Origin of the sequence: Curtobacterium sp. MCBD17_026 (genome assembly GCF_003234895.2) — a bacterium.
Taxonomy (GTDB): domain Bacteria; phylum Actinomycetota; class Actinomycetes; order Actinomycetales; family Microbacteriaceae; genus Curtobacterium; species Curtobacterium flaccumfaciens.
Window position 1 is genome coordinate 365298 of sequence record NZ_CP126281.1, and the last position, 22294, is coordinate 387591.

At 70.9% G+C, this 22294-nt stretch carries 23 protein-coding genes; 14 read left to right on the top strand and 9 right to left on the bottom strand.

What is annotated here, in order from left to right; translation table 11 throughout:
• Positions 1-5 precede the first annotated feature (5 nt).
• From DEI85_RS01795 to DEI85_RS01830, 8 genes are all read left to right on the top strand, one after another.
• Positions 6-701, top strand: coding sequence for an alpha/beta fold hydrolase (locus DEI85_RS01795; RefSeq protein WP_111123543.1), 696 nt, complete (start codon positions 6-8; stop codon positions 699-701).
• 68 nt (positions 702-769) lie between these two features.
• The gene (locus DEI85_RS01800; protein WP_110858675.1) at positions 770-2254 is read left to right on the top strand and encodes a lipase maturation factor family protein; all 1485 of its coding nucleotides are present in this window, start codon (positions 770-772) and stop codon (positions 2252-2254) included.
• A gap of 301 nt (positions 2255-2555) precedes the next feature.
• On the top strand, positions 2556-2792 hold the full coding sequence (gene rpmB, locus DEI85_RS01805) for a 50S ribosomal protein L28 (RefSeq protein ID WP_027464952.1): 237 nt from the start codon (positions 2556-2558) through the stop codon (positions 2790-2792).
• On the top strand, positions 2792-2962 hold the full coding sequence (rpmG, locus tag DEI85_RS01810; RefSeq protein ID WP_017886456.1) for a 50S ribosomal protein L33: 171 nt from the start codon (positions 2792-2794) through the stop codon (positions 2960-2962). The genes rpmB and rpmG overlap by 1 nt, the downstream gene beginning before the upstream one ends.
• 2 nt (positions 2963-2964) lie before the next feature.
• Positions 2965-3270 carry a 30S ribosomal protein S14 gene (rpsN, locus tag DEI85_RS01815; protein WP_017886455.1) on the top strand — a complete coding sequence of 102 codons (306 nt, stop codon included), beginning with the start codon at positions 2965-2967 and terminating at the stop codon, positions 3268-3270.
• Between the two features lie 290 nt (positions 3271-3560).
• Positions 3561-3848, top strand: a complete 288-nt coding sequence (locus DEI85_RS01820) for an HU family DNA-binding protein (protein WP_017886454.1) — start codon at positions 3561-3563, stop codon at positions 3846-3848.
• A gap of 193 nt (positions 3849-4041) precedes the next feature.
• Positions 4042-6066, top strand: a complete 2025-nt coding sequence (locus DEI85_RS01825) for a bifunctional copper resistance protein CopD/cytochrome c oxidase assembly protein (protein WP_111123542.1) — start codon at positions 4042-4044, stop codon at positions 6064-6066.
• Complete coding sequence (locus tag DEI85_RS01830) at positions 6063-7373, top strand: ATP-dependent DNA helicase (protein ID WP_111123541.1); 1311 nt, start codon at positions 6063-6065, stop codon at positions 7371-7373. Before DEI85_RS01825 ends, DEI85_RS01830 begins: the two co-directional genes overlap by 4 nt.
• Before the next feature lie 262 nt (positions 7374-7635).
• On the opposite strand, the gene DEI85_RS01835 is transcribed toward DEI85_RS01830, so the two are convergent.
• Complete coding sequence (locus tag DEI85_RS01835) at positions 7636-8082, bottom strand: DUF4383 domain-containing protein (protein WP_181419938.1); 447 nt, start codon at positions 8080-8082, stop codon at positions 7636-7638.
• A 241-nt stretch (positions 8083-8323) separates the two neighbouring features.
• On the opposite strand from DEI85_RS01835, the gene DEI85_RS01840 reads away from it, so the two are divergent.
• Together DEI85_RS01840 and DEI85_RS01845 are read left to right on the top strand one after the other, a co-directional pair.
• Positions 8324-9223: a phosphatase PAP2 family protein gene (locus DEI85_RS01840; RefSeq protein ID WP_181436369.1), complete on the top strand. Its 900-nt coding sequence runs from the start codon at positions 8324-8326 to the stop codon at positions 9221-9223.
• Positions 9224-9356: 133 nt separating this feature from the next.
• Entirely contained in the window at positions 9357-10496 is a 1140-nt protein-coding gene (locus tag DEI85_RS01845) for a CE1758 family FMN-dependent luciferase-like monooxygenase (protein ID WP_111123540.1), read from the top strand.
• Between the two features lie 150 nt (positions 10497-10646).
• Here DEI85_RS01845 and DEI85_RS01850 read toward each other — a convergent pair whose 3' ends face one another.
• Together DEI85_RS01850 and DEI85_RS01855 are read right to left on the bottom strand one after the other, a co-directional pair.
• Entirely contained in the window at positions 10647-11000 is a 354-nt protein-coding gene (locus tag DEI85_RS01850; RefSeq protein WP_111090148.1) for a DMT family transporter, read from the bottom strand.
• Between the two features lies 1 nt (position 11001).
• On the bottom strand, positions 11002-11316 hold the full coding sequence (locus tag DEI85_RS01855; protein ID WP_027464946.1) for a DMT family transporter: 315 nt from the start codon (positions 11314-11316) through the stop codon (positions 11002-11004).
• A 106-nt stretch (positions 11317-11422) separates the two neighbouring features.
• Between DEI85_RS01855 and DEI85_RS01860 the strand changes: the two genes are divergently transcribed.
• The 4 genes from DEI85_RS01860 (at position 11423) to DEI85_RS01875 (ending at position 15366) form a co-directional block, all read left to right on the top strand.
• The gene (locus DEI85_RS01860; RefSeq protein ID WP_258369761.1) at positions 11423-12001 is read left to right on the top strand and encodes a TetR/AcrR family transcriptional regulator; all 579 of its coding nucleotides are present in this window, start codon (positions 11423-11425) and stop codon (positions 11999-12001) included.
• Between the two features lie 75 nt (positions 12002-12076).
• Entirely contained in the window at positions 12077-13090 is a 1014-nt protein-coding gene (locus DEI85_RS01865) for a permease (protein ID WP_110858681.1), read from the top strand.
• Positions 13077-13940, top strand: coding sequence for a TIGR03943 family putative permease subunit (locus DEI85_RS01870; RefSeq protein WP_111123539.1), 864 nt, complete (start codon positions 13077-13079; stop codon positions 13938-13940). Before DEI85_RS01865 ends, DEI85_RS01870 begins: the two co-directional genes overlap by 14 nt.
• A complete protein-coding gene (locus tag DEI85_RS01875; RefSeq protein WP_110858683.1) occupies positions 13930-15366 on the top strand; it encodes a hypothetical protein in 1437 nt (478 codons plus the stop codon). The genes DEI85_RS01870 and DEI85_RS01875 overlap by 11 nt, the downstream gene beginning before the upstream one ends.
• Positions 15367-15438: 72 nt before the next feature.
• Here the strand turns inward: DEI85_RS01875 and DEI85_RS01880 are convergent, their stop codons facing one another.
• The 6 genes from DEI85_RS01880 to DEI85_RS01905 form a co-directional block, all read right to left on the bottom strand.
• Positions 15439-16482, bottom strand: coding sequence for an NAD(P)-dependent alcohol dehydrogenase (locus DEI85_RS01880; protein WP_110858684.1), 1044 nt, complete (start codon positions 16480-16482; stop codon positions 15439-15441).
• Positions 16483-16624: 142 nt separating this feature from the next.
• The gene (locus tag DEI85_RS01885) at positions 16625-17665 is read right to left on the bottom strand and encodes a glycerate kinase (protein WP_111123537.1); all 1041 of its coding nucleotides are present in this window, start codon (positions 17663-17665) and stop codon (positions 16625-16627) included.
• 190 nt (positions 17666-17855) lie between these two features.
• The gene (locus DEI85_RS01890) at positions 17856-18992 is read right to left on the bottom strand and encodes an FAD-dependent oxidoreductase (protein WP_111123536.1); all 1137 of its coding nucleotides are present in this window, start codon (positions 18990-18992) and stop codon (positions 17856-17858) included.
• A gap of 240 nt (positions 18993-19232) precedes the next feature.
• Positions 19233-19610, bottom strand: coding sequence for a hypothetical protein (locus DEI85_RS01895; RefSeq protein ID WP_181430064.1), 378 nt, complete (start codon positions 19608-19610; stop codon positions 19233-19235).
• Positions 19576-19881, bottom strand: coding sequence for a GntR family transcriptional regulator (locus DEI85_RS01900; RefSeq protein ID WP_111123535.1), 306 nt, complete (start codon positions 19879-19881; stop codon positions 19576-19578). Before DEI85_RS01900 ends, DEI85_RS01895 begins: the two co-directional genes overlap by 35 nt.
• A 147-nt stretch (positions 19882-20028) precedes the next feature.
• Positions 20029-22239 carry an MMPL family transporter gene (locus DEI85_RS01905; protein ID WP_111123534.1) on the bottom strand — a complete coding sequence of 737 codons (2211 nt, stop codon included), beginning with the start codon at positions 22237-22239 and terminating at the stop codon, positions 20029-20031.
• Positions 22240-22294: the final 55 nt, after the last annotated feature.

Genomic DNA, 22294 nt, shown 5'->3' on the forward strand with positions numbered 1-22294 from the left:
CCCGCATGCACGTCATCCTGGTCCCCGGGTTCTGGCTCGACGCGAGCGCGTGGGACGACGTCGCCCCGGTGCTCCGCGAGGCCGGGCACTCGGTGCAGGCGGTGACGCGCGACGGCGACACGCTCGACGAGCAGGTCGCCGCATTGGTCGCGATCCTGGACGACGTCGCGTCCGCGGACGAACCCGTCGTGCTCGCCGGACACTCGGGTGCGGGGCCGATCGCGTACATGGCCGCCGACCAGCGCCCGTCGCTCGTCGCGCACCTGCTCTACGTCGACACGTTCCCGGGGCCCGAGGGCGGGTGCGTCAACGACGAGCTGCCCGTGGTCGACGGGGTCGTGCCGCTGCCGTCGTGGGACATCTGGGAACCCGCCACCGTCCGGGGCATGACGCCCGAGGTCCGGCAGGACGTCGAGCACCGGGCGATCCCCGAGCCGGCCTCGGTGCCGTCGGACCGGTTCCACTACGCCGACGCGGCACGGCACACGATCCCCGCGACGATCATCACCTGCGAGATCCCCGCCGCCGAGCTGCTGGCGATGGTGGCGGACCACCAGGCCTGGGCGGCCGAGCTCGTCGCGACCGAGGAACTCTCCATCGTCGGGCTCGAGACCGGCCACTGGCCGATGTTCACGGCGCCGCAGCAGCTCGGGGAGCTGATGGTGCAGGCGCTGGCGCCCAAACCGACGCAGGCGCCGTAGGCGACGCGTCCGATGAGACGCCGAGACGCCGAGACGAGCCGCAGCCCGCCCGGCGTAGCGTCCCGCCCGTGGACCTCGCAGCCTGGACGCAGTGGGCGGGCGCGTCCGACTACGACGTCGCCCGGTTCGTGGTGCAGCGCGGCGTCGCGGCGATCGCCTGCCTCGCCTTCCTGTCCGCCCTCGCCCAGTTCCCGGTGCTCGTCGGGGAACACGGCCTGCTCCCGGTGCCCCGGTTCATGGAGCGCCCGTACGCCCGCCGACTGCCGGTGGTCTGGCGGTGGTGGCGCTACACCGACAACCGGTTGCGGCTGCTCGCCGGCGGGGGAGCGGTGGTGTCCTTCGCCCTGGTCGTCGGGGTCCCGCAACGGGCCCCGTGGTGGGTGCCGATGCTGTGCTTCCTGCTGCTCTGGCTGGCGTACCTGTCGATCTCCGACGTCGGGCAGACCTTCTGGGCCTTCGGGTGGGAGTCCCTGCTGGTCGAGGCGCTGTTCACCGTCGCGTTCCTCGGCTCCGACGACGTCGCGCCGCCGATCGTCGTGCTCGTCGCGCTGCGCTGGCTGGTGTTCCGGCTCGAGTTCGGTGCCGGCATGATCAAGATGCGCGGGGACCGCTCCTGGCGCGACCTGACGGCGCTGTACTACCACCACGAGACGCAGCCGATGCCGAACCCGATGTCGCGGACGGCCCACCTGCTGCCCCGCCCCGTGCACCGGTTCGAGACGCTCGGCAGCCACTTCGTGCAGCTGGTCGTGCCGTTCTTCCTCTTCGCGCCGCAGCCCGTGGCGTCGATCGCCGCCGCCCTCGTCCTGCTCACCCAGCTCTGGCTGGTGGTCTCCGGCAACTTCGCCTGGCTGAACTGGATCACCCTCGTCCTGACCTTCGCCGCGATCGACGACCGGTCGGTGGCGGCGGTGCTGCCCTGGCTGCACGACTCCGTCGACGCCGGGCCGACCGCGACGCCGGTCTCCTTCGTCGCGGTGACGGTCGCCGTCGGGGTGCTGCTCGCGTGGTTGTCCTGGCCGGCCGCGAAGAACCTGGTGTCTCGGCGGCAGCTGATGAACGCCTCGTTCAACCGGTGGCACCTGGCGAACGCCTACGGTGCCTTCGGCAGCGTGACGCAGCAGCGCGACGAGGTCGTCGTCGAGGGGACCCTGGCCGAGGACCCGTCCGACGAGGACTGGCAACCGTACGAGTTCCGCGGCAAGCCGGGCGACCCGAGGCGTCGGCCCGGCCAGTTCGCGCCGTACCACCTGCGGCTCGACTGGCTGATGTGGTTCCTGGCCCTCGGCGCCGACGACCGGTGGTTCCGGGTGTTCGTCGTGCGGCTGCTCGAGGCCGACCGGCCCACGCTGCGGCTGCTCGCCCACGACCCGTTCGACGGGGAACCGCCGCGCTGGGTCCGTGCGCGGATGTTCCACTACCGGTTCGCCACCCGGGCGGAGCGGCGGGAGACGGGCCTGTACTGGATCCGGCGGGAGCGGTACCTGCTCATGGCACCGGTCGGGCTCCCGCGCCGTCGTGCGGGCGGTGAGGGCGACCACGCTGGTGCGTGAGGGGCCCTGTCCGGCCGCCACGGGCCTCCAGGCCTGGAGGCCCGGCTTGCGACACGCCCGGTCCTCGCGTAACGTGGACCCCTGGTTCTCCGCGTCCGCGCGGCGGACCCGTTGTTCCAAGCCCTCCGACCGTCGCGAACGCCGCGGTCGCGCGGTGTCCGGCTCTCCTTCGACAGGTGATGCGGACCTGGGCGGTGCACACAACCCCCTCGCACGGCCACCCCGGTGGCAGTGCGCGTGTGCACCAGGCAAGTGAACTTGGGTGCGGCCGTCCGGTCGCACGGTACCTCAGGAGGAAACCATGGCAGCAGTGTGCCAGGTGACCGGCGCCGTTCCCGGCTTCGGTCACAACATCTCGCACTCGCACCGCCGGACGAAGCGTCGCTTCGACCCGAACGTGCAGAAGAAGACGTACTACGTGCCCTCGCTTCGTCGTAACGTCACGCTCACGCTCAGCGCGAAGGGCATCAAGGTGATCGACGCACGTGGCATCGAGTCCGTCGTCAAGGATCTCCTCGCCCGTGGGGAGAAGATCTGATGGCGAAAAAGGGTCAGGACATCCGTCCGATCATCAAGCTCCGCTCGACGGCGGGCACCGGGTTCACCTACGTGACCAAGAAGAACCGTCGGAACAACCCCGACCGACTCGTGCTGAAGAAGTACGACCCGGTGATCCGCAAGCACGTCGACTTCCGTGAGGAGCGCTAAGCATGGCGAAGAAGAGCAAGATCGCGAAGAACAACCAGCGTGCCGTCATCATCGCGCGCTACGCCGAGCGTCGTCTCGAGCTGAAGAAGGCCCTCGTGGACCCGAACGGCACCGACGAGTCGCGTGAGGCCGCCCGCGTGGGCCTGCAGAAGCTGCCCCGCGACGCATCGCCCATCCGGTACCGCAACCGCGACGCCATCGACGGCCGCCCCCGTGGCCACCTCGGTGAGTTCGGCATCAGCCGTGTCCGCTTCCGTGACATGGCCCACCGCGGCGAGCTCCCCGGCATCACGAAGAGCTCCTGGTAAGCACTCGCAGTACACGACGCCCCGTCACCTCCTGGTGGCGGGGCGTTCGCTGTGTACGGGGTACATGCGAGCCGTCATTCGTCACATCTGCCCCTCCAGCACCCCCTCGGAGCCCCGACAACCCCGGAAATCCGGGCGAGTCGGCGGTTTTCACCCCCGGCGGCTGGTAGGTTCAACTCCGGTTCCGCCGGGCCCTCGGCCCACTGGCACCGTGGCACGGGGCAACCGCTCCGGGCGCCGGACGACACGTGCGTCCGACCGATACTGCAAGAAGTCCGAGGAGGACATCCATGGCTGACAAGTCACTGAACCGCACCGAGCTCGTCGCTGCCGTCGCCGCTGAGTCCGGCCAGAGCCAGGCCACCGTCAACGGCGTCGTCGACGCGCTCTTCAGCGTCGTCTCGTCGTCCGTCGCGGACGGCACGAAGGTCACGATCCCCGGTTGGATCGCCTTCGAGAAGACGCACCGCGCCGCCCGCACCGGCCGCAACCCGCAGACGGGTGACGCCATCGAGATCGCCGCGAGCGACTCGGTCAAGGTCAGCGCCGGCTCGAAGCTCAAGGCTGCGGTCAAGTAAGACTGTTCCACGCATCGGGAGGGACGGCTTCGGCCGTCCCTTTCGTCGTTCCCCGGTGCGTCCGTGGACGTCTGCTCGGGCGAGCCCGCGTGCGTGCGCCAGGTGCGCGCGTCCTGCCTGGAGGCCCGTGCCGGTCTGCACAGATCGGCCTGCCCCGTCCGTCGGCCGGGTGGGCACCGCCTAGGCTTGACGGGTGAATCGGATCGCGCGCATCGCCGGTCCCGCCGTGCTCCTGCTCGTCGGGTTCGTGGCGCTGCTCACGGCACTCGTCATCGGCGGGGGCGCGAACCCCGCACTCATCGCCGACCCGGGACCCGTCGTCCGCTTCGGACTGCCGATCGCCCGACTCGTCGTCGACCTGTCCGCGGCCACCACGATCGGTGGGCTCGTGCTGGCGACCATCGGCCTGTCGCGCTCCGGCCCCGAGTGGAACCGCGCGATCGACGTCGCCGCCGGGGCCAGTGGCGTCTGGACGGTCGCGTCGGCCGTCGCCACGTTCTGCACGTTCCTCAGCGTCGCCGGTTCGCGCATCAGCATCGACGAGCAGTTCGGGCAGTCGATGGGGGTCTTCCTCACCGGCACGGAGCTCGGGCTCGCCTGGCTCGTGACCGTCCTCGTCGCCGCGGCCGTCACGGTGCTCTGCTTCGCCGTCCGTTCGCGGGGCATGGTCGCCCTGACCGCCGGCGTCTCGATGATCGGCCTCGTCCCGCTCGCGCAGCAGGGCCACGCCGCCGGCACCGCCAGCCACGACGCCGCCGTGACGGCACTGGGGCTGCACCTGGTCGGTGCGGCGCTGTGGGTCGGTGGGCTCGTCATGCTCGTGCTGCTGCGCGGTGTGCTGCCCGGTGACCGGCTGGCCGCGGTGGTGGCCCGGTACTCGAGCATCGCCCTCGGCTGCTTCGTGCTCGTCGCCGTCTCGGGCACCGCGTCGGCGCAGATCCGCGTCGGGGCGCTGTCGAACCTGTTCACCCCGTACGGCACGCTCGTCCTGGTGAAGATCGGTGCGATCGTCGCCATGGGGGTCCTCGGCGCGGTGCAGCGCCGTCGGGCCATCCGTGCGCTGACCACCTCGCCCGGTCGGCAGCGGCCCTTCTGGACCCTCATCGTCGTCGAGCTCGCGGTGATGGGTGTGGCGTCGGGGTTCGCCGCGGCACTCGGACGGACCGCCACGCCGGTCGGCCAGATCGCCCTGAGCAAGACCACCGACCCGAGCCCGGCGGAGCTCCTGACCGACGACCTGCTGCCGCACGCGCCCGGTGCGTGGGGCTGGCTGACCCAGTGGAACATCGACCTGTTCTGGCTGATGGCCGCCGTGCTGCTCGCTGCGACCTACGCGGCCGGCGTCGTGCGACTGCGGCGGAGCGGCGTGCGGTGGCCGGCGCGTCGCTCGATCGCCGCGGCCCTGGCGGTCGTGTCCCTCGTGGTCGCGACCTCGGGCTCGCTGCACCAGTACGACCGGTTCCTCGTCTCGGCGAACGTCGGTGCCCACGTGCTGCTCGGCCTGGTGGTCCCCGCCCTAGTGTGGGCGGCGGCACCCGTCGCACTGATCCGCGTCGCCGTGCACCCCCGGGGCGACGACAGCACGGGCGTGCGTGAGTGGACCGACGTCATCGTCGAGCACCCGTCCGTGCGGTACCTGGCGCAGCCGTTCCCCGCGTTCCTGCTCGCGGCGGCCCTGTGGTGGGCCTTCTTCGCCACCGATGCCGTCCGGTGGTCGGTGAGCGACCCCACCGGCCGCACCGTCAGCGACGCCCTGTTCCTGCTGGTCGGGCTGCTGGCCGTCCCGACGCTCTGCACACCGATCCCCGCCGGGCACCGTCGTCCGACCACGGCTGCCGCGGTCGTCCGGATCGTCGGGGCCGTGGTGATCGCGGCCGGCACGGTCTCCCTCGGGGTCGCCATGCGCGGGCCGCTCGGGCTGCTGCAGGCCTCGTGGTTCGGCGCGATGGGCCGCACGTGGGGGCCGGATCCGCTCGTCGACCAGGCCCGGGCCGGCCTCGTGCTGATCATCACCGGGGTGCTGCTCCTGGTGGTCGTGGTCGTGGTGGCGCTCGTGCGGCTGCGGCGTGACGGGGGAGACCCGGTCGACGCCGTTGACGCGGCTGCCAACGGTGAGACCGTCGCCGCCGGCGCCGCTGCCCGTGTCGACCAGGACGACCTGGACTTCGACGACGGCAGCGACGACCTCGAACCCTCGCCCGGGGCGGACGCCCGATGAGCATCGAGCTGAGCGACGAACAGCGCGCGGTCTTCGAGTACATCGAGCACACCCGCGACCACGTGTTCATCACCGGCCGGGCCGGCACGGGCAAGTCGACGCTGCTCAACCACCTGTCCTGGAACACCGAGAAGCAGGTCGTCATCTGCGCCCCGACGGGGGTCGCCGCGCTCAACGTCGGCGGCCAGACGATCCACTCCCTGTTCCGGCTGCCGATCGGGCTCATCGCCGACGCCGAGCTGCGGCAGGGCCCGGACACCCGCAAGCTCCTCAACACGATCGACACCCTGGTCATCGACGAGGTGTCGATGGTCAACGCTGACCTGCTCGACGGCATGGACCGGTCGCTCCGCAAGGCCCGTGGTCGGCAGTTCGAGGCGTTCGGCGGCGTCCAGGTCGTGATGTTCGGCGACCCGTACCAGCTGCCCCCGGTACCCGGCGACGCCGACGAGCGCGCCTACTTCACCGACCACTACCGGTCGATGTGGTTCTTCGACGCCAAGGTGTGGCTCGAGGCCGAGCTCAACATCATCGAGCTCGCCACGGTGCACCGGCAGCGCGACGACGCCTTCGCCGCGATGCTCACCGCCGTCCGGCACGGTCGGGTCACCGCGGACATCGCCGAACAGCTCAACACCGCCGGGGCACGTCCGGCCCCGGACGACGCCATCACCCTGGCGACCCGCAACGACACGGTCGCCCGGATCAACAAGGCGGCCCTCGAGCGGCTGCCCGGCAAGGTGAAGACCGCCAAGGCCGACGTCAACGGCGACTTCGGCGGACGGAACTTCCCGGCCGACGAAGCCCTCGAGCTGAAGCCCGGCGCGCACGTGATGTTCCTGCGCAACGACGCCGACCAGCGCTGGGTGAACGGCACCCTGGGCATCGTGACGGCCATCCGCGACACCGTGTGGGTCGACGTCGACGGTGAGTCGTTCGAGGTTCAACCGTCGGTGTGGGAGAAGTTCAAGTACTCGTACGACGCGGACAAGAAGGAACTCAAGAAGGACACCGTCGGGGAGTTCCAGCAGTTCCCGCTCCGGCTCGCCTGGGCCGTGACCATCCACAAGTCGCAGGGCAGCACCTACGACCGGGCCGTGGTCGACCTCGGCAACCGGGTGTTCAGCGCGGGCCAGACCTACGTGGCGCTGTCGCGGCTGACCTCGCTCGAGGGGTTGTTCCTCACCCGTCCGCTCCGGCCGCAGGACATCATCGTGGACCTGGACGTCCGGCGCTTCATGTCCGAGGCACCCCGCATCGTCGCCACCGAGCTCGAGGCCCCGAAGAAGCAGCCCGACGCCTACTGAGGCGTCCGACCTGCGGCTGCCCACGCCGCCGTTCGAGCGCCCCCCACGGCGCGGTGGAGCGGTCACGACTCCCCGTCGGCCCCGCCTCGAGCGGTCGTGTTTCGTCGCTCCGCGGTCCCACGGCCGACGGTTCGTGACCGGCCGGCGGACCTGAGCGGGGAGTCGTGACCGGACGACACACCGCCGGACCCCCGGCACACACGACGACGCCCGCCTGCCGGAGCGGCAGACGGGCGTCGGGGAGCGCGGTCGAGCGGGTGCGTCAGGCGCGCGCCGCACGCAGGGCGCGGAGGTTCTCCTTGTCGGCACCGAGCGCGGTGAGCAGCAGGAGCACACCGACGATCGCGTGGAACACGTTGTCCGTGGTGTTCAGGGCGAAGACGTTGGCCGAGGTGTCGACGAAGACGAAGCCGTACACCGCGAAGACGACGAGCAGGGCCCCGACGAGCAGGTTGCCGTTGCGCGATCCGACGGTGTTGCCGAGGCCGGTGATGAGCAGTACTGCGGCGAGCAGCACCCACACCAGGCAGAGCGCCGGGTTCACGCCGAATGCGTTCCACAGCATGCCGCCCTGGCGGTTGAAGAAGCCAGGGTCGCCGTCGGCGGCGAAGAAGAAGCCCAGGACGCCCCAGAGTGCGAGGACGCTGCCGGCCGTGAGTGCGAGACCCCGGTTCGGCGAGGCGATGATGCCCGGTTCCTTGATGGCCACTTCGGTTTCCTCCTCGTACACTGCCGACGCGACGTGCGTCGGTCCCGCGTGGTGCGACGGCCCGGCGGGGATCACCGATCCCCTCGTGTCAGCGCGCAGTGCACGGCCGACGGGGGTGCGGTTCCCAGCCTCCGGCCGGTGCTCCAACGGTATCGTGTCGGACCCCGACCGACCCAATCGCAGCGCCGCCGCCAGTCGTGCGACGAGCCCGACGACGACCACCCCGAGGAGGACCAGCCCGGTGACCTTGACACCCGAGCGCAGTGCATCCGAGTCGCGCGGACCGTGGGTCTCGCGACGGGTGCGGTGGGCTGCGCTGGCGGCTCTGGGGTTCGTGATCGTGCCTCTCGTCTACGGGGTCGCGGTGCTGACCCCGGTCGGTCAGAAAGCGGAGGACGCCGCGCTCGGCGGGGTCCGGGAGTCCGACCTGTTCAGTTCGGACACTGCGCTCAACGTCATCTCGGTGCCGGTGATCCTGTTGCTCGTCGTCGTGATCGTCGCCGTGGCGTTCGCCAGACGGCGGCTCTCGGTGGGGCTCGGCGCGGGGGTCGTGGTGCTCGCGTCGGCGGCCACCTCGACGCTCGTCAAGCGTATCGCCGTGCGCCCGGAGATCGCTCAGTCGACGACGCCGAACTCGTTCCCGTCCGGGCACGCGACGATCGCGCTGGCGGCGCTGTTCGCGGTCCTGATGGTCACCCCTCGTCGGTTCCGCCCGCTGGTGACCATCGTCGGTGCCGGGTACGCGGTCTTCGTGGCGAACCAGACCGTGGTCTACGGGTGGCACCGGGTCAGCGACATCATCGGTGCCTGCGCGATCGCGATGTTCTGGCTCGGGATCGTCCGCGCGGTCGGGCCCCGGGTCGACCGCGGGCTCCGGGGCGACCGAGACGGCCGGCGGGGGCCGCGGCGGGTGGTGAGCGTCGTGCTCCTCGTCGCGACCGGGGTCACGCTGGCGATCGGTGTCGCGGCGCTCGTGGTCGGCCTGACCGGCGACGGCGCGCACGACCACGCTGCGATCCTGGTGGCGGGACGGTTGGCGTCCAGTGCGAGCGTCCTGGCGGTCGTGACCATCGTGTGGTTCCTCGACGGGATGCACCACGCCGCGCGCACCGACCCGGCCACGCTGCCGGCCGCCCGCTGACCCGGGGGAGGCGAGTCGGGCCTCCAGGCCGCCCGACCGACGGGCGTGAGCCTGGCGGGAATGCTGACGCGTGCGCTACGTTGTACCCAGCGAGTCGATGCAAACGCATCGAAATCGCGAAAGGCGGCGCATCATGCAGTTCGGCATCTTCACGGTCAGTGACGTCACGACCGACCCCACGACCGGCACGACGCCGGACGACACCCAGCGCGTCCGCGACATCCTGACGATCGCCGAGCACGCCGACCAGGCCGGGCTCGACGTCTTCGCGACCGGTGAGCACCACAACCCGCCGTTCGTGGCGTCGTCGCCGACCACGCTGCTCGCCTACCTGGCGGCGAAGACGAAGGACATCACCCTGTCCACGTCGACGACCCTGATCACCACCAACGACCCGGTGCGGATCGCCGAGGAGTACGCGATGCTCCAGGTCGTCTCCGACGGCCGCATGGACCTGATGATGGGCCGCGGCAACACCGGCCCCGTCTACCCGTGGTTCGGGCAGGACATCCGCCAGGGCGTCAACCTGGCGATCGAGAACTACGCACTCGTCCGCCAGCTGTGGGAGAACGACGTCGTCAACTGGCAGGGCAAGTTCCGCACGCCGCTGCAGGGCTTCACCTCGACCCCGCGTCCGCTCGACGGTGTCCCGCCGTTCGTCTGGCACGGCTCGATCCGCACGCCGGAGATCGCCGAGCAGGCCGCGTACTACGGTGACGGCTTCTTCCACAACAACATCTTCTGGCCGATCCAGCACACCGAGCAGATGGTCGGCCTGTACCGCCAGCGCTTCGAGCACTACGGGCACGGCCGCGCCGACCAGGCGATCGTCGGGCTCGGTGGGCAGTTCTTCGCGCGGAAGAACTCACAGGACGCGATCAACGAGTTCCGGCCCTACTTCGACAACGCTCCGGTCTACGGCCACGGCCCCTCGATGGAGGACTTCACCGCCCAGACCCCGCTCACCGTCGGTTCGCCGCAGCAGGTCATCGACCGGTACGCCGCGATGAAGGACCACGTCGGTTACTACCAGCGCCAGCTGTTCCTCATCGACCACGCCGGCCTGCCGCTCAAGACGGTGCTCGAGCAGATCGACATCCTGGCGACGGACATCGTGCCGGAGCTGCGCAAGCTGAACGACGAGGGTCGCCCCGCCGACGTCCCGTCGGACCCGCCGTCGCACGCGGCACGTGCCGCTGCCGCGATGGCGGCCGGCACCGTCGGCAGCGACCACGTCGCCGCCGAGGACGAGTGGACGGGCGCGTCCGTCTGACGCGTGCCGTGAGCGCCACCACGAGCGGACGGGAGGCCCGGTGCCAGCTGGCACCGGGCCTCCCGTCCGTCTCGGCGCGCGTTCTCGGGCCTGCGCCGACGTCACGGGGTCAGCGACACCTCATGGGGTCGCTGGTGCGTGAGCTGTCGCTCAGCGCGTGAGCTCGGCAGCGGGCTCCGCGACGGGGCGGGCCGGCACGAGCTTGAGGCCCACGACGCACCCGACGATGCCGGCGATGAACAGCAGGCGCAGCACAGTGACGGGCTCCGCGCCGGTGGCCATGCCCCACAGCACCGTGAGGGCGGCGCCGGTGCCGGTCCACACCGCGTACGCCGTGCTGATCGGGATGTGCTTGAGGACGTAGCCGAACGCGACCAGGCTGATCACGATCGTGACGGCGAACACGATCGTCGGTCGGGGCTCGGTGAAGCCGTCGCTCTCGCCGAGGGCGGTCGCCCAGACGGTCTCGAGCGCGGCGCTGACGAACAGGACGATCCACGCCACGTCAGCTCACCACCTTGAGGCCGATGACGCACGCCACCAGGCCGAAGACCAGGGCGAGGCGAGCGAAGGACGCGGCCTCCTGCCGGCGGAGGATCGCGACGACCACGGTCAGGGACGCCCCGATGCCGACCCACACGGCGTAGGCGGTGCCGACCGGGATGCTCTTCATCGCGAACGCCAGCCCCACCATGCTCAGGGCCATCCCGGCGACGAACACGATCGTGGGGACGACCTTCTTGAAGCCGTTCGAGGCGCTGAGGGCGGTGGCCCAGACGGCCTCGAGCACGCCGCTGAGCACGAGGATTGCCCATGCCATGACGATGTCCTTTCCTGCGGGAGTCGTTCGTTCTCGTTGTCGTACGACTGTGCGACAACGACACCGACGGTAGCACGAGTTCGTACGACTGTGCGAGTATGGCGTCGTGGCCAGGAGCATGGACGTCGACGAACGGCGCCGCACCGTGTCCGAGGCGGCGTGCCGGGTCCTCGCCCGCGACGGCCTCGGGGCGCTCAGCGTGCGGAACGTCGCCGCCGAGGCCGGACTGCCGCCGAGCACGGTCCGCTACACGTTCCCGACCCAGGCGAGCGTCCGCGAGCACACCATCGCCCTCGTGTTCGACCGGACGCGGGAGCGCATCGACGCCATCCCGGCTGACCTGGCACCGGCCCGACGCGCACGCCGGATCGTGCTCGAGCTGCTGCCCCTCGACGAGGAGCGGGTCATCGAGCTCGAGGTGTACCTGGCACTCGGCAACGCCGCGCTCACCGACGTCGCGCTCCGGCCGACGCTCGACCGGACCGTCGCGGCGATGCGGACGTGGTGCGAGGAGATCCTCCGGCTGCTCGGCGTGCCGGCGGACGACCGGGAGTACGAGGCCTGCCGCCTGCACGCGCTCCTGGACGGGCTCGCGATGCAGGTCGTCCGGCTGGCTCCGGGGGAGTCCGGCGACTGGGCGATCGACGTGCTCGACCGACACCTGGACGGCGTCACCGCGGGCTGATCGCGCGGCCCCCCCTCGCACCGTGCGAGGCCTCGCGTGCAGCCGCGGGCAGGACGCGTCACCTATCCTGTCCCGGTGACGACGACCACGCGGCCGCCGCAGCGCACCCGGAGCCTCACCGGCCCCGGCCTGGTGCTGCTCGCCGTCGTGATCCTGCTCGGCATCCGGCTGTTCTCCCCGAGCATCGGGTCGACCGGGCTGCCGGACGTCGTGCAGGACTTCCTCACGCTGGCGATCAGCGTCGTCGTCGAGTCCCTGCCGTTCGTGGTCCTCGGCATCGTGCTGTCGATCGTCGTCGAGGTCTGGGTGCCGGTCGGCGCGCTCGAGAAGGTCCTGCCGCAGAACGCCTTCGGCCGTCGCGCCGTGATCTCCCTGATCGGCATGCTGTTCCCGGTGTGCGAGTGCGGCAACGTGCCCCTCGCCCGCGGCCTGATGATGCGCGGGTTCACCCCCGCCGAGGCCGTCACGTTCCTCGTCGCGGCCCCGATCCTCAACCCGCTCGTCATCATCAGCACCGCGCAGGCGTTCGGCTGGTCGGGGTGGATCCTGCCGGTGCGCATCGTCGGCGGGTTCGTCATCGCGAACCTCGTCGGCTGGATCGTCGCCGCGCACCGCCGTCCGGCCGACCTGCTGCTCCCCGCCTTCGAGGCACGGTGCCGTGCGGCCGTCGGAGCGCCCCGCGGCCTGCACCGCTGGCGGCAGAGCGCCGCGCAGTTCGGCGGCGAGACGGCGACGATGATGCCGGCGCTGTTCGTCGGTGCCGGCCTCGCCGCGGCGATCCAGGTCGCCGTGCCCCGCTCGACCCTGGTGGCCGTCGGCTCGAACCCGGTGCTGTCCGTCGCGGCGATGATGCTGCTGGCGATGACGGTGTCGCTCTGCTCGAACGTCGACGCCTTCTTCGCGCTGTCGTTCGCGTCGACGTTCCTGCCTGGGTCGATCACGGCCTTCCTGATCATCGGGCCGATCATCGACGTCAAGATGATCGCCCTGCTGCGCACGACGTTCCGGGTCCGCTTCCTGGTGCTGCTGTCCGTCGTGTGCGTCCTGTTCGCCGGAGCCGTCGGGTTGGTGATGAATGTCCTCGTCTGATGCACGCAGCAACGCGGCCGCGTACCTGGGTCTCGGGTCGGTGCTGGCCGCGGCGCTCTGCACGCTGTGGCTCGCGCTGGTCGGGCACCTCGACCTGTACATCAACCCGCGGTACTCGGTGTTCACGGTCGTGCTCGCCGCCGTCGGGGTGCCCGCGTCGATCGCCGGACTGGTGGCCACCGCCCGCGGGTACGGCCACACGCACGGCGACGAAGCGGACGAGCACCACGCCGACGAGCACGACGACGCCGCCGATGCCCACGGGCACGACGCCGACGCCGACGCCCACGAGCCGCGCCCCGGCCGCGGTCGCGCCGTCCGCCTCGCCCTCGGCGGGGCCGCCGCCGTCGTCACGATCGGCGTGACCGTCGCGATGCTCGTCCTGCCCCCGACGACCCTGTCCGCCCGGACCGCCCAGCAGCGGAGCGTCGACTCCGCGACCCTGTCCAACGCGACCGGCTCGGAGTCCGCGGTGCAGCTGCTCGGCAGCGAGGGCGTCGACACCTCGGAGTACGGCGTCAAGGACTGGGCCGCGCTGATCCGGCAGACCACCGACACCACGGCCCTCGTCGGCAAGCAGGTCGAACTGTCCGGCTTCGTGGTGCCGGGCGACGACGGGTCCTTCACCCTCACCCGCTTCGTGATCAGCTGCTGCGCCGTGGACGCGCAACCGGTCGGCCTCGGCGTCGTGACCGGCGACGGCGACGGGACCGTCCCCGACGAGGGGCAGTGGGTCACCGTCCGCGGAGCCCTGGCCGCCAACCCGGACCAGTCCGCCGACGCCCGCATCGTCGTCAAGGCCGCGAAGATCACCGACATCGCGCAGCCCGAGGACCCGTATGAGTTCTGAACGCCGCGGAGACCAGCGCCGCGGAGACCAGCGCCGCGAGCGCCGCCCCGTCGCCCACCGCTTCCACCGCCGGTACGTCGCCGTCGTGGTGGTCCTCGCCGTGGTCGCCGCGCTCGCCGCGGTCGTCGGCTCGCAGCAGGGCCCGCGGCTCCGCGACGTGTCCTACGACGCGACCGGTCTCGTCACCCGTCCGGCCCAGCGGGTGATCCTGACGGCGAACCAGGCGCTGCAGCGGGTCGCCGCCGACGACGTGCGGGTCAGCCCGGCTGCGGCGCACACCGTGACCTCGAGCGGCAACACGATCGCGGTCGAGTTCGCCGGGCCCCTGGCGTACGACCGCGAGTACACCGTGACGGTCGCGGGGGTCCGGGCACCCGGGCAGCGCGCCACGTCCGACCTGACGGCGGCGATCCGCACCGGCAGCACCGACGTGCTCGCACTCGTGCCGGGGCAGGCCGGGGCGAAGGACCGCATCGTCCGGCGATCCCTCGATGCCGGAGGTGCCACCACCGTCTACGAGGGCACCGCGATCTCGGAGTACGCCCGGCTCGGCCGTTCCCTGGTGGTCGTGAGCGGCACGGACGCCAGCTCGTCCGTCGACATCGTGGCGCTGAGCGGTGGGGTGCAGGACGCCGACGCCCCCGTCGAACACCTCACCCTGCCGACCTCCGAGGGCCGCGTCACGGCGCTCCACGTCGCCGACGACGGTGCCTCGTTCGGGTTCGAGTACGCCGACACCTCGACCGGGCAGTCCCGGAACACCGGTCTGTACGTGGTCGACATGACGGGCACCCACATGCCCACGGCGATCGCGGCGAACGGCAAGCCGAAGACGGGCGCCGTGCCGATGACGGTCGCCCAGTGGGCCTTCGTGCCGCGGACCGAGAGCGCGCTGGTCCGGACGGGCAGCGACGACCTGGTGCTCGTCGACATGAGCGGTCGTGCCGACCCGGTCCGGCTCGGCAGCGCCACCTACCTGCACGGCTTCGTCGGCACCGGCACCACGGCCGTCGTCGAGACGGGCACCGGCATCGAGCGGCTGGACCTGACCGACGGGTCGAAGTCGGCGCTGCAGGCACCAGCCGCGAGCACCGATGCGGCCGTCCTCGGACGCATCGCCCAGCTGTCCGACGACACGTACCTGCGGGTGCTGGGGGACGTGCGGTCGGACGGCACCATCGCGGCACGGATCGTGCGTGTGGACGGGGGACGTGCCTCCCGGCTGCCCGTGACGATCCCGGACGACGCGAGCGTCACCGCGGTCTGCCCGTCCCCGAACAGCCAGTTCGTCGCGGTCGCGACGAAGTCGGCGACCGGCGAGCTCGTGAGCATCGTCGACGCGGCCTCCGGCGCGCTCGAGGCGAGCATCGACGCGGGCTCCGTCGACTGGTGCGGCGCGCTGCCGTCCGGTGACGAGGTCGGCTGACGGCCCGGAGACGACAGACTGGAGGCCCGGTACCAGCTGGTACCGGGCCTTCCGTCGATCAGGTGGTGACGACTACGCCAGCGTGGCCGCGTCGATCACGAAGCGGTAGCGGACGTCCGAGGACAGCACGCGCTCGTAGGCCTCGTTGACCTGGTCGGCGCTGATGAGCTCGGTCTCCGGCAGGATGCCGTGCTCGGCGCAGAAGTCGAGCATCTCCTGGGTCTCGCGGATGCCACCGATGGCGGAACCCGCCCAGCTGAGCCGACGCGGGATGAGCGCGAAGGCCGGCACCTCGAGCGGCTCGGCCGGAGCGCCCACGTTGACGAGCGTGCCGTCGACCTTGAGCAGGCCGAGGTAGTCGCCCATCGGGATCTTCGCCGAGACGGTGTTGATGATGAGCTCGAAGGAGTTCGCGAGCTTCTCGAACGTCTCCGGGTCCTTCGTCGCGTAGTGGGCCTTCGCGCCGTAGCGCAGCGAGTCCTCCTGCTTCGAGGTGGTCTGCGACAGGACGGTGACCTCGGCGCCGAGCGCGACGGCGATCTTGACGGCCATGTGGCCGAGCCCGCCCATGCCGACGACGGCGACCTTGGTGCCGGGGCCGGCGTTCCAGTGGTGCAGGGGCGAGTACGTGGTGATGCCGGCGCAGAGCAGCGGCGCGACCTTCTCGATGTCGAGCGACTCGGGGACGCGGAGGACGAAGTCCTCGTTCACCACGACGGCCTGCGAGTAGCCGCCCTGGGTGATCGAGCCGTCGGCGTCGACACTCGCGTAGGTGCCGATGTTGCCCTTGAGGCAGTACTGCTCGTTGCCGGCGACGCAGTTCTCGCACTCGCCGCACGAGTTGACCATGCAGCCGACGCCGACGCGGTCGCCGACCTGGTGCTTCGTGACGTTCTCGCCGACGGCGGAGACGTGGCCGACGATCTCGTGGCCGACGACCTGCGGGTACTGGATGGGGCCCCACTCACCGCGGACGGTGTGGATGTCCGAGTGGCAGATGCCGGCGTAGGCGATGTCGATCTCGACGTCGTTCGGGCCGACGTCACGACGGGTGATGGTGGTCTTGACGAGCGGCTCGGTGGCTGACGGTGCCGCGTAGGCGTTGACGGTGCGCAATGATCTCCTCGTGGGGGTGGTGCGGGCCGGTTCCGGCCCGGATCCAGTGTGCGCGAGCCCGCGGGCGGGTGGGAGGTACAACCAGGACTCCCCTGTGCCCTCCCGACAGGCGGGTCGCGGCCCAGCGTGGCCCCGCGCCGGCTCAGACGAGCCGGGCGAGCCGCTGCCCGGCGATCGCGGCGAAGCGCAGCGGGTCGGCGAGGGCGTCGTCGGGCTCGCCGGTGGTCTGCGTCGCGAGCACGGTGAGCGACGCGGCAGCCGAGTAGTCGTCGAGCGCGGCCTCGATCGCGCCGGCGACGAGCATCGAGCGGGCACCGGGAGCGTGTGCAGCCGCCAGGGCACGGACCACCGAGGGCACCTTGCCGACGGCGCTCTGCTCGTCGAAGCACCCTTCGCCGCTGATCACGACGTCGGCACCGCCGAGCAGTGCCGGCAGTCCGAGGACCTCCGCGACGGCTACCGCCCCACCGGCGAGCGTGGCGCCCCACACCAGCAGGCCGAACCCCACCCCGCCAGCTGCTCCGGCGCCCGGGGTGTCCGGGTCGACGTCGGGGAAGCGCGCGGCCCAGGCGGCGAGTCGGTCGTCGAAGGACGCCACACGGTCGGGTGTGATGCCCTTCTGCGGGCCGAAGACGGCGGCGGCACCGTTCGGACCGAGCAGCGGCGAGGTCACGTCGGTGAGCACGGTGACGCCGAGCGGGGGGAGTGCCCGGAGGCCGTCGGTGCCTTCGCTGTCGAGTCCGAGCGCCTCGAGCACCGGACGCCCGCCGTCGGTGGACGCGCTGCCCCCGATGCCGAGCACGAGCCCCGTGGCACCGGCGTCGAGCGCGGCGGCGATCGCCTCGCCGAACCCGCGGCTCGTCGCCGTGTCCGGCATCGGTGCGTCGAGCAGGGGGAGGCCGCTCGTCGCCGCGAGCTCCACCACCGCGCGGCCGTCGGGCAGCCGCAGCCAGTGTGTGTCGACCCGGGTGCCGCCCGGGCCGGTCACGGTGACGGGGACCCGGACGGCTCCGGGGACGGCGGTCTCGAAGGCGTCGAGCGTGCCCTCGCCGCCGTCGGCCATCGGGACGAGCACCACGTCGTCATCGGGCCGCTCGGTCAGCCAGCCGGCACGGACGGCCCCGGCGACGGCCGCCGCCGTCGCGGTGCCCTTGAACGAGTCCGGAGCCACGATGATGCGCACGGCTCCCACCGTAGTGGCCGGTCGCCAGACGACGGCGTGCGCGCCAGACGCCGGCGTGTGCGCGCATGTGAGACGCCGGCGTGTGCGCAGGACGCCGCGTTGTCCGCGAGACGCCTCCGGATTCGGCGGCGTCTCGACGACATGACGGCGTCGAACGAACACGGCGGCGTGCGGCGGACCCGTCGGTGCGTCAGGGCGCGGGCACCGGCTCAGGCAGGGCGAAGCGCGGGTGCGCCACTCCGCCCGTCACGAGGTCCGCGAGCATCTCACCGAGCAGCGGCGCGAACTTGAAGCCGTGCCCGGAGAACCCCGTCGCCACGGTGAGCGGCCCGACCCGGTCGATGACGAAGTCCTCGTCGGGGGAGTTGTCGTACAGGCAGCTGATGAACGTCGGCTTCGTCGCGTCCACCCCCGGCACGTACCGCGCGACGTACGCCTGCAGCCGTTCGGCCTCGGCCGGCACCGGCGTGGAGTCCCGGTGGTCCGGGTCGACGACGGGGCCGGTGCCGTGGAACCCGACCTTGACGCCCTCGCCCGGGGTGAGCAGCCCGTACACGTCGTCGCCGTCGGCCCAGTGCACGAAGCTCGGCCAGGCCGCGTCCGGCAGGTGGCTGGGGAAGTGGGCCGGCTGCTCCTGGGTGACGCGGATGGCCGGGAGGCCCGACCCGCGTCCGGCGAGCAGCCCGCCGACCAGCGTGGGGGCCCACGAGCCCACCGCGGCCACCACGGACGCGGTACGGACCGCGCTGCCGTCGGACAGCGCCACGGTGACGTCGTCACCGTGGTCCTCGAGCCCGGTGACCCGCGTGTCGAACCGCAGGTCGGCGAGACCGGTCCGTCCGGCCAGCGTGAGGAACGCCTCGATCGTCCGGTCGGACCGGATGCGCCCGGCCGAGGGGTGGGTCAGCACGCGCCCCTCGAACACGATGCCGGGCCAGCGCGCCGCCGCCTGGTCCGGGGTCAGGAACTCGTGCGGGATGTCCGCGTCGGCGAGGGCGGCGGCGATCGCGTCGACGACCTCGGGCCGACCGTGGTCGACGGCCCCCGTGCGGACGATGAGCTCCTCGTCAGCAGCGGCCTCGAGCGCTCCCCACAGTTCGAGCGCCCGCGTGGTCAGCGCGACGTACTCCGGGTCGGCGTAGCCCTGCCGGAAGATCCGGGTCGCACCGTGTGACGAACCGAGGTGGTGCCCGCGGGCGTGCTGTTCCACGAGCAGGACGCGCTCGCCGCGGGCGGTGAGCGCGTACGCGGTCGCAGCGCCGACGACCCCGGCACCGATGACGACCACGGGTGCGATGTGTTCGGGGGAACCGGGAGAGGAGGACATGCGGCGAGCGTACGTCCGACGGAGCGAGTGACGGGAATCGAACCCGCGCTGCTCGAGAAGGCCAGATCGACGCGGTCCGGATTCTTCTCACTAGACGTGAGACCTTCCGGGCTGACTGGTCAGAACGACGAAAATGACGGCAAAGCTGATGCGCTTCGCCGTCGTTTTCGTGTTGTTCAGTTTTAGTTGAGGACCCGGTCCTCGGCTTCGCACTCGGTGCAGCCGCGGTGAACCTCGGGGTCAGGCAGAAACCGCTGCGCTGAAGGGTCGGCTCGCGGGACGTCCCCTACGCCGAACGTCGACGGTCAGATCTTCGCGAGTGCGCCCGCCGTTGCAGTCGCCGCGTCCCAGTCGATGTTCGCGTCCGGAGCAGCAGCATGGACTGCACCGGCTGCGCACCGCCGCTTCCGTCGCCGTGAAGAGCGGGTCATCGAACCCTGCGATGAGCGCAGCAACCGCGTCCTGCAGACCTCGGTACGCCTCGATGTCGTGCGCGTCGACATCAGCGGAGAGCTTGCTCGCAGCAGCAGCAGCAGCAGCAGCAGCCCTCTTCCGTGCATCAGCGGTCGCCTCGTGGGCGTGCTCAATCACCCGCGCGTGCAGCGCGGCGACGAGCATGGCCGCCTGATCGTGCGCAGGTCCAGAGAGGCTCGCGACGCGCGTATGCCGGTTCGCGGCCCATCTCCACGAGACCCTCCGACTCGAGTCGCGCGATCGCCTCTCGCACCGGGGTGCGCGAAACGCCGAGCCAGCTGGTGAGCTCCTCATCGTTCAGGCGCTCCCCAGCCTCAAGCGTGCCGTTCTCGATCGCCTCGAGCGTCTGCTCATAGACAACGTCACGGAGAAGGCGGCGAGGCCCCTGGCTGGCCGGAGACCTTGGAACAGGCATGCCAAAACCGCATACCGCATTACAGTCCCTAGCTCGAACGCCACTCCGGAGACGGCCGCAAGCGTTTCGATACCCGATCCCCTTCCGGGTGAGGAAACGGAGCGTCCCGCTGTGGCTGCAGCGTGACGCTCCGTTTCGTCTGGGGAGCTAGTTTGCGGCTACGGGGATGCTGCCCGTCGCTCGATCGTGTTCGCTGGCGCGGTCGAGTCCGTGGCCTTCGGTGTCGAGGTTCGGGATGATCTTCTGCATCCAGCGGGGCATCCACCACGCGGCTTCACCGCACAGGGACAGCAGTGCCGGCATGATCATCATCCGGACCAGGAAGGCGTCTGCGAGGACGCCGACGAGGAGTCCGACGGCGATGGAGGCGGCGACGGCCATCTCGCTGGTGGCGAAGCCGGCGAAGACGACGGCCATGATGGTCGCTGCGGCGACGAGGACGGTGCCGGACTTGGTGAAGCCGGAGTGCACCGCGTCCTTCGGGCTGAGGCCTCGGGAGTGCTCTTCTTTCATCCGGGAGACGAGGAAGACCTGGTAGTCCATCGCGAGGCCGAACAGGACGCCGACGAGGATGATCGGCAGGATGCTGAGCATCGGGTCGCCCTGCGGGGCGGCGATGAGCGGGTCGAGCCAGCCCCACTGGAAGATCGCGACGGATGCGCCGAAGGCTGCACCGACGGAGAACAGGTAGCCGAGGGTGGCGAACAGGGGCACGAGCAGGGATCGGAACATCACGATCAGGAGCAGGAACGACAGGGCGACGATCACGATGATGTAGGTGATCAGTGCTTGGTTCATCTGCGCGGTGTTGTCGAGACCGATCGCGGTCTCACCGGTGACCTCGACGCTGACACCGCTGATGGCGGTGGTTTCGTCGCGGATGTCGGTGACGAGCTGCTTCGTGCTGTCGGCGATGGGGCCGCCGGTCGGGATGACGGTCAAGAGCGCGGCGTCGTCGGACTTGGTGACCTGGCCGGGGACGACGGCTTCGACGTGGTCGAGGGCCGTGATTTCGTCCTCGACGGCGGTGAGGTTGCTCGTGACGTCGTCGCCCTGCACGAGGACGAGGAGCGGTGACTGGATGCCTCCGAACTCGTCGACGATGAGGTTGTACGCCTTCCGCTCAGACGAGGCGGGGTCCGAGCCGCCGGGGATGTTCGACGCGGTCTTCATGTCGAGTACGGGTGCGGCGATGACGCCAAGGACGACGACGGCGCCGAAGAGTGCCAGCCAGGGCCGCTTGGTGACGAAGGTGGCCCAACCATTCAGGAAGCTCTTCCGGTCCGCGGGGCGCTGCGGGATGGACTGGCCGGAGGCGAGGAGCTTGCGCTGCTTGCGGGGCAGCGCGCGCAGGCCGAGGGTCTTCAGGAGCACCGGCAGCAGGGTGAGGGACATGAGCACGGCCATGAGGACGCTGAACGCGCCGGCGAAGCCCATCACGGTGATCGTCTCGATGTTCGTCACGACGAGTCCGACGAGGGCGATGATGACGGTGAGGCCGGCGAAGACGACGGCAGTCCCGGCGGTTCCGGTCGCTCGGGCGACGGCGTCGACGACGGTGCGTCCTTCGCGGAGCTCGGATCGGAACCGGGTGAGGATGAACAGCGAGTAGTCGATGCCGACTGCGAGACCGAGCATCGTCGCAAGCGTCAGCGTGGTGCCCTGGATCGGGTTGATGGCGGAGTACGCGAGAACCCCGACGGTGCCGATGCCGACGCCGGTGATGGCGACGAGCATGTTCGCTCCGGCTGCGAGCAGCGAGCCGAAGGTGAGGAACAGCACCAGGAACGCGATCAGGACGCCGACGACCTCGCCGGGGCCGAAGGTGGCGTAGGTGTCGCCGAAGAGGTGCCCGCCGACCTCCGCGTGGAAGTCGGTTCGCTGATCGGCTGCGAAGTCCAGGACGGTGTCGTAGGTCTTCTCCTGGTTCGCCTCGGTGAGGCCGGAGAACGTCAGGGTCGACACGATGGTGGTGCGGTCCTTCGAGACCATGGGGGTCTGCTGGTCGAAGGGGTCGGAGACACTCTTCACGTGCGGCAGGCTCTTCGCGTCGGTGAGGACCTGTGCGATCTCGGCTGCGGTGGCCTGGTCGGTAACCTTCGCACCACCGCGGGTCTCGAGGACCAGCTGCAACGTTTTCGCGTCGCCGTTGTTCGAGGAGCCCACGTCGAACTTGTTTTGCACGGTGGTGAGCGCCTTCGCGGCCGGGGTGTCGTTGCCGGCGGACCCGGTCGCGTCGGTGTTCATGCCGGTGGCGGTCACCGCGGTGAGTGCGGCGAAGATCACCAGCCAAGCGGCGACGATGATGAGCCGGTGCCGGGCGCTGAAGCGTCCGATCGCGGCGAGGACCTTGGGCATGATGCTCCCGGAGTGGAGAAGTGGAAGCCGCACAAGGGCGTGCGGCTGGTACTCC

Coding starts and splice junctions, on each gene's coding strand:
- DEI85_RS01795 (WP_111123543.1), top strand. CDS start 6: ATGCACGTCATCCTGGTCCCCGGGTTCTGGCTCGACGCGAGCGCGTGG.
- rpmB (WP_027464952.1), top strand. CDS start 2,556: ATGGCAGCAGTGTGCCAGGTGACCGGCGCCGTTCCCGGCTTCGGTCAC.
- rpmG (WP_017886456.1), top strand. CDS start 2,792: ATGGCGAAAAAGGGTCAGGACATCCGTCCGATCATCAAGCTCCGCTCG.
- rpsN (WP_017886455.1), top strand. CDS start 2,965: ATGGCGAAGAAGAGCAAGATCGCGAAGAACAACCAGCGTGCCGTCATC.
- DEI85_RS01820 (WP_017886454.1), top strand. CDS start 3,561: ATGGCTGACAAGTCACTGAACCGCACCGAGCTCGTCGCTGCCGTCGCC.
- DEI85_RS01830 (WP_111123541.1), top strand. CDS start 6,063: ATGAGCATCGAGCTGAGCGACGAACAGCGCGCGGTCTTCGAGTACATC.
- DEI85_RS01845 (WP_111123540.1), top strand. CDS start 9,357: ATGCAGTTCGGCATCTTCACGGTCAGTGACGTCACGACCGACCCCACG.
- DEI85_RS01855 (WP_027464946.1), bottom strand. CDS start 11,316: ATGGCATGGGCAATCCTCGTGCTCAGCGGCGTGCTCGAGGCCGTCTGG.
- DEI85_RS01870 (WP_111123539.1), top strand. CDS start 13,077: ATGTCCTCGTCTGATGCACGCAGCAACGCGGCCGCGTACCTGGGTCTC.
- DEI85_RS01875 (WP_110858683.1), top strand. CDS start 13,930: ATGAGTTCTGAACGCCGCGGAGACCAGCGCCGCGGAGACCAGCGCCGC.
- DEI85_RS01890 (WP_111123536.1), bottom strand. CDS start 18,992: ATGTCCTCCTCTCCCGGTTCCCCCGAACACATCGCACCCGTGGTCGTC.
- DEI85_RS01895 (WP_181430064.1), bottom strand. CDS start 19,610: ATGCTCGTCGCCGCGCTGCACGCGCGGGTGATTGAGCACGCCCACGAG.
- DEI85_RS01900 (WP_111123535.1), bottom strand. CDS start 19,881: ATGCCTGTTCCAAGGTCTCCGGCCAGCCAGGGGCCTCGCCGCCTTCTC.
- DEI85_RS01905 (WP_111123534.1), bottom strand. CDS start 22,239: ATGCCCAAGGTCCTCGCCGCGATCGGACGCTTCAGCGCCCGGCACCGG.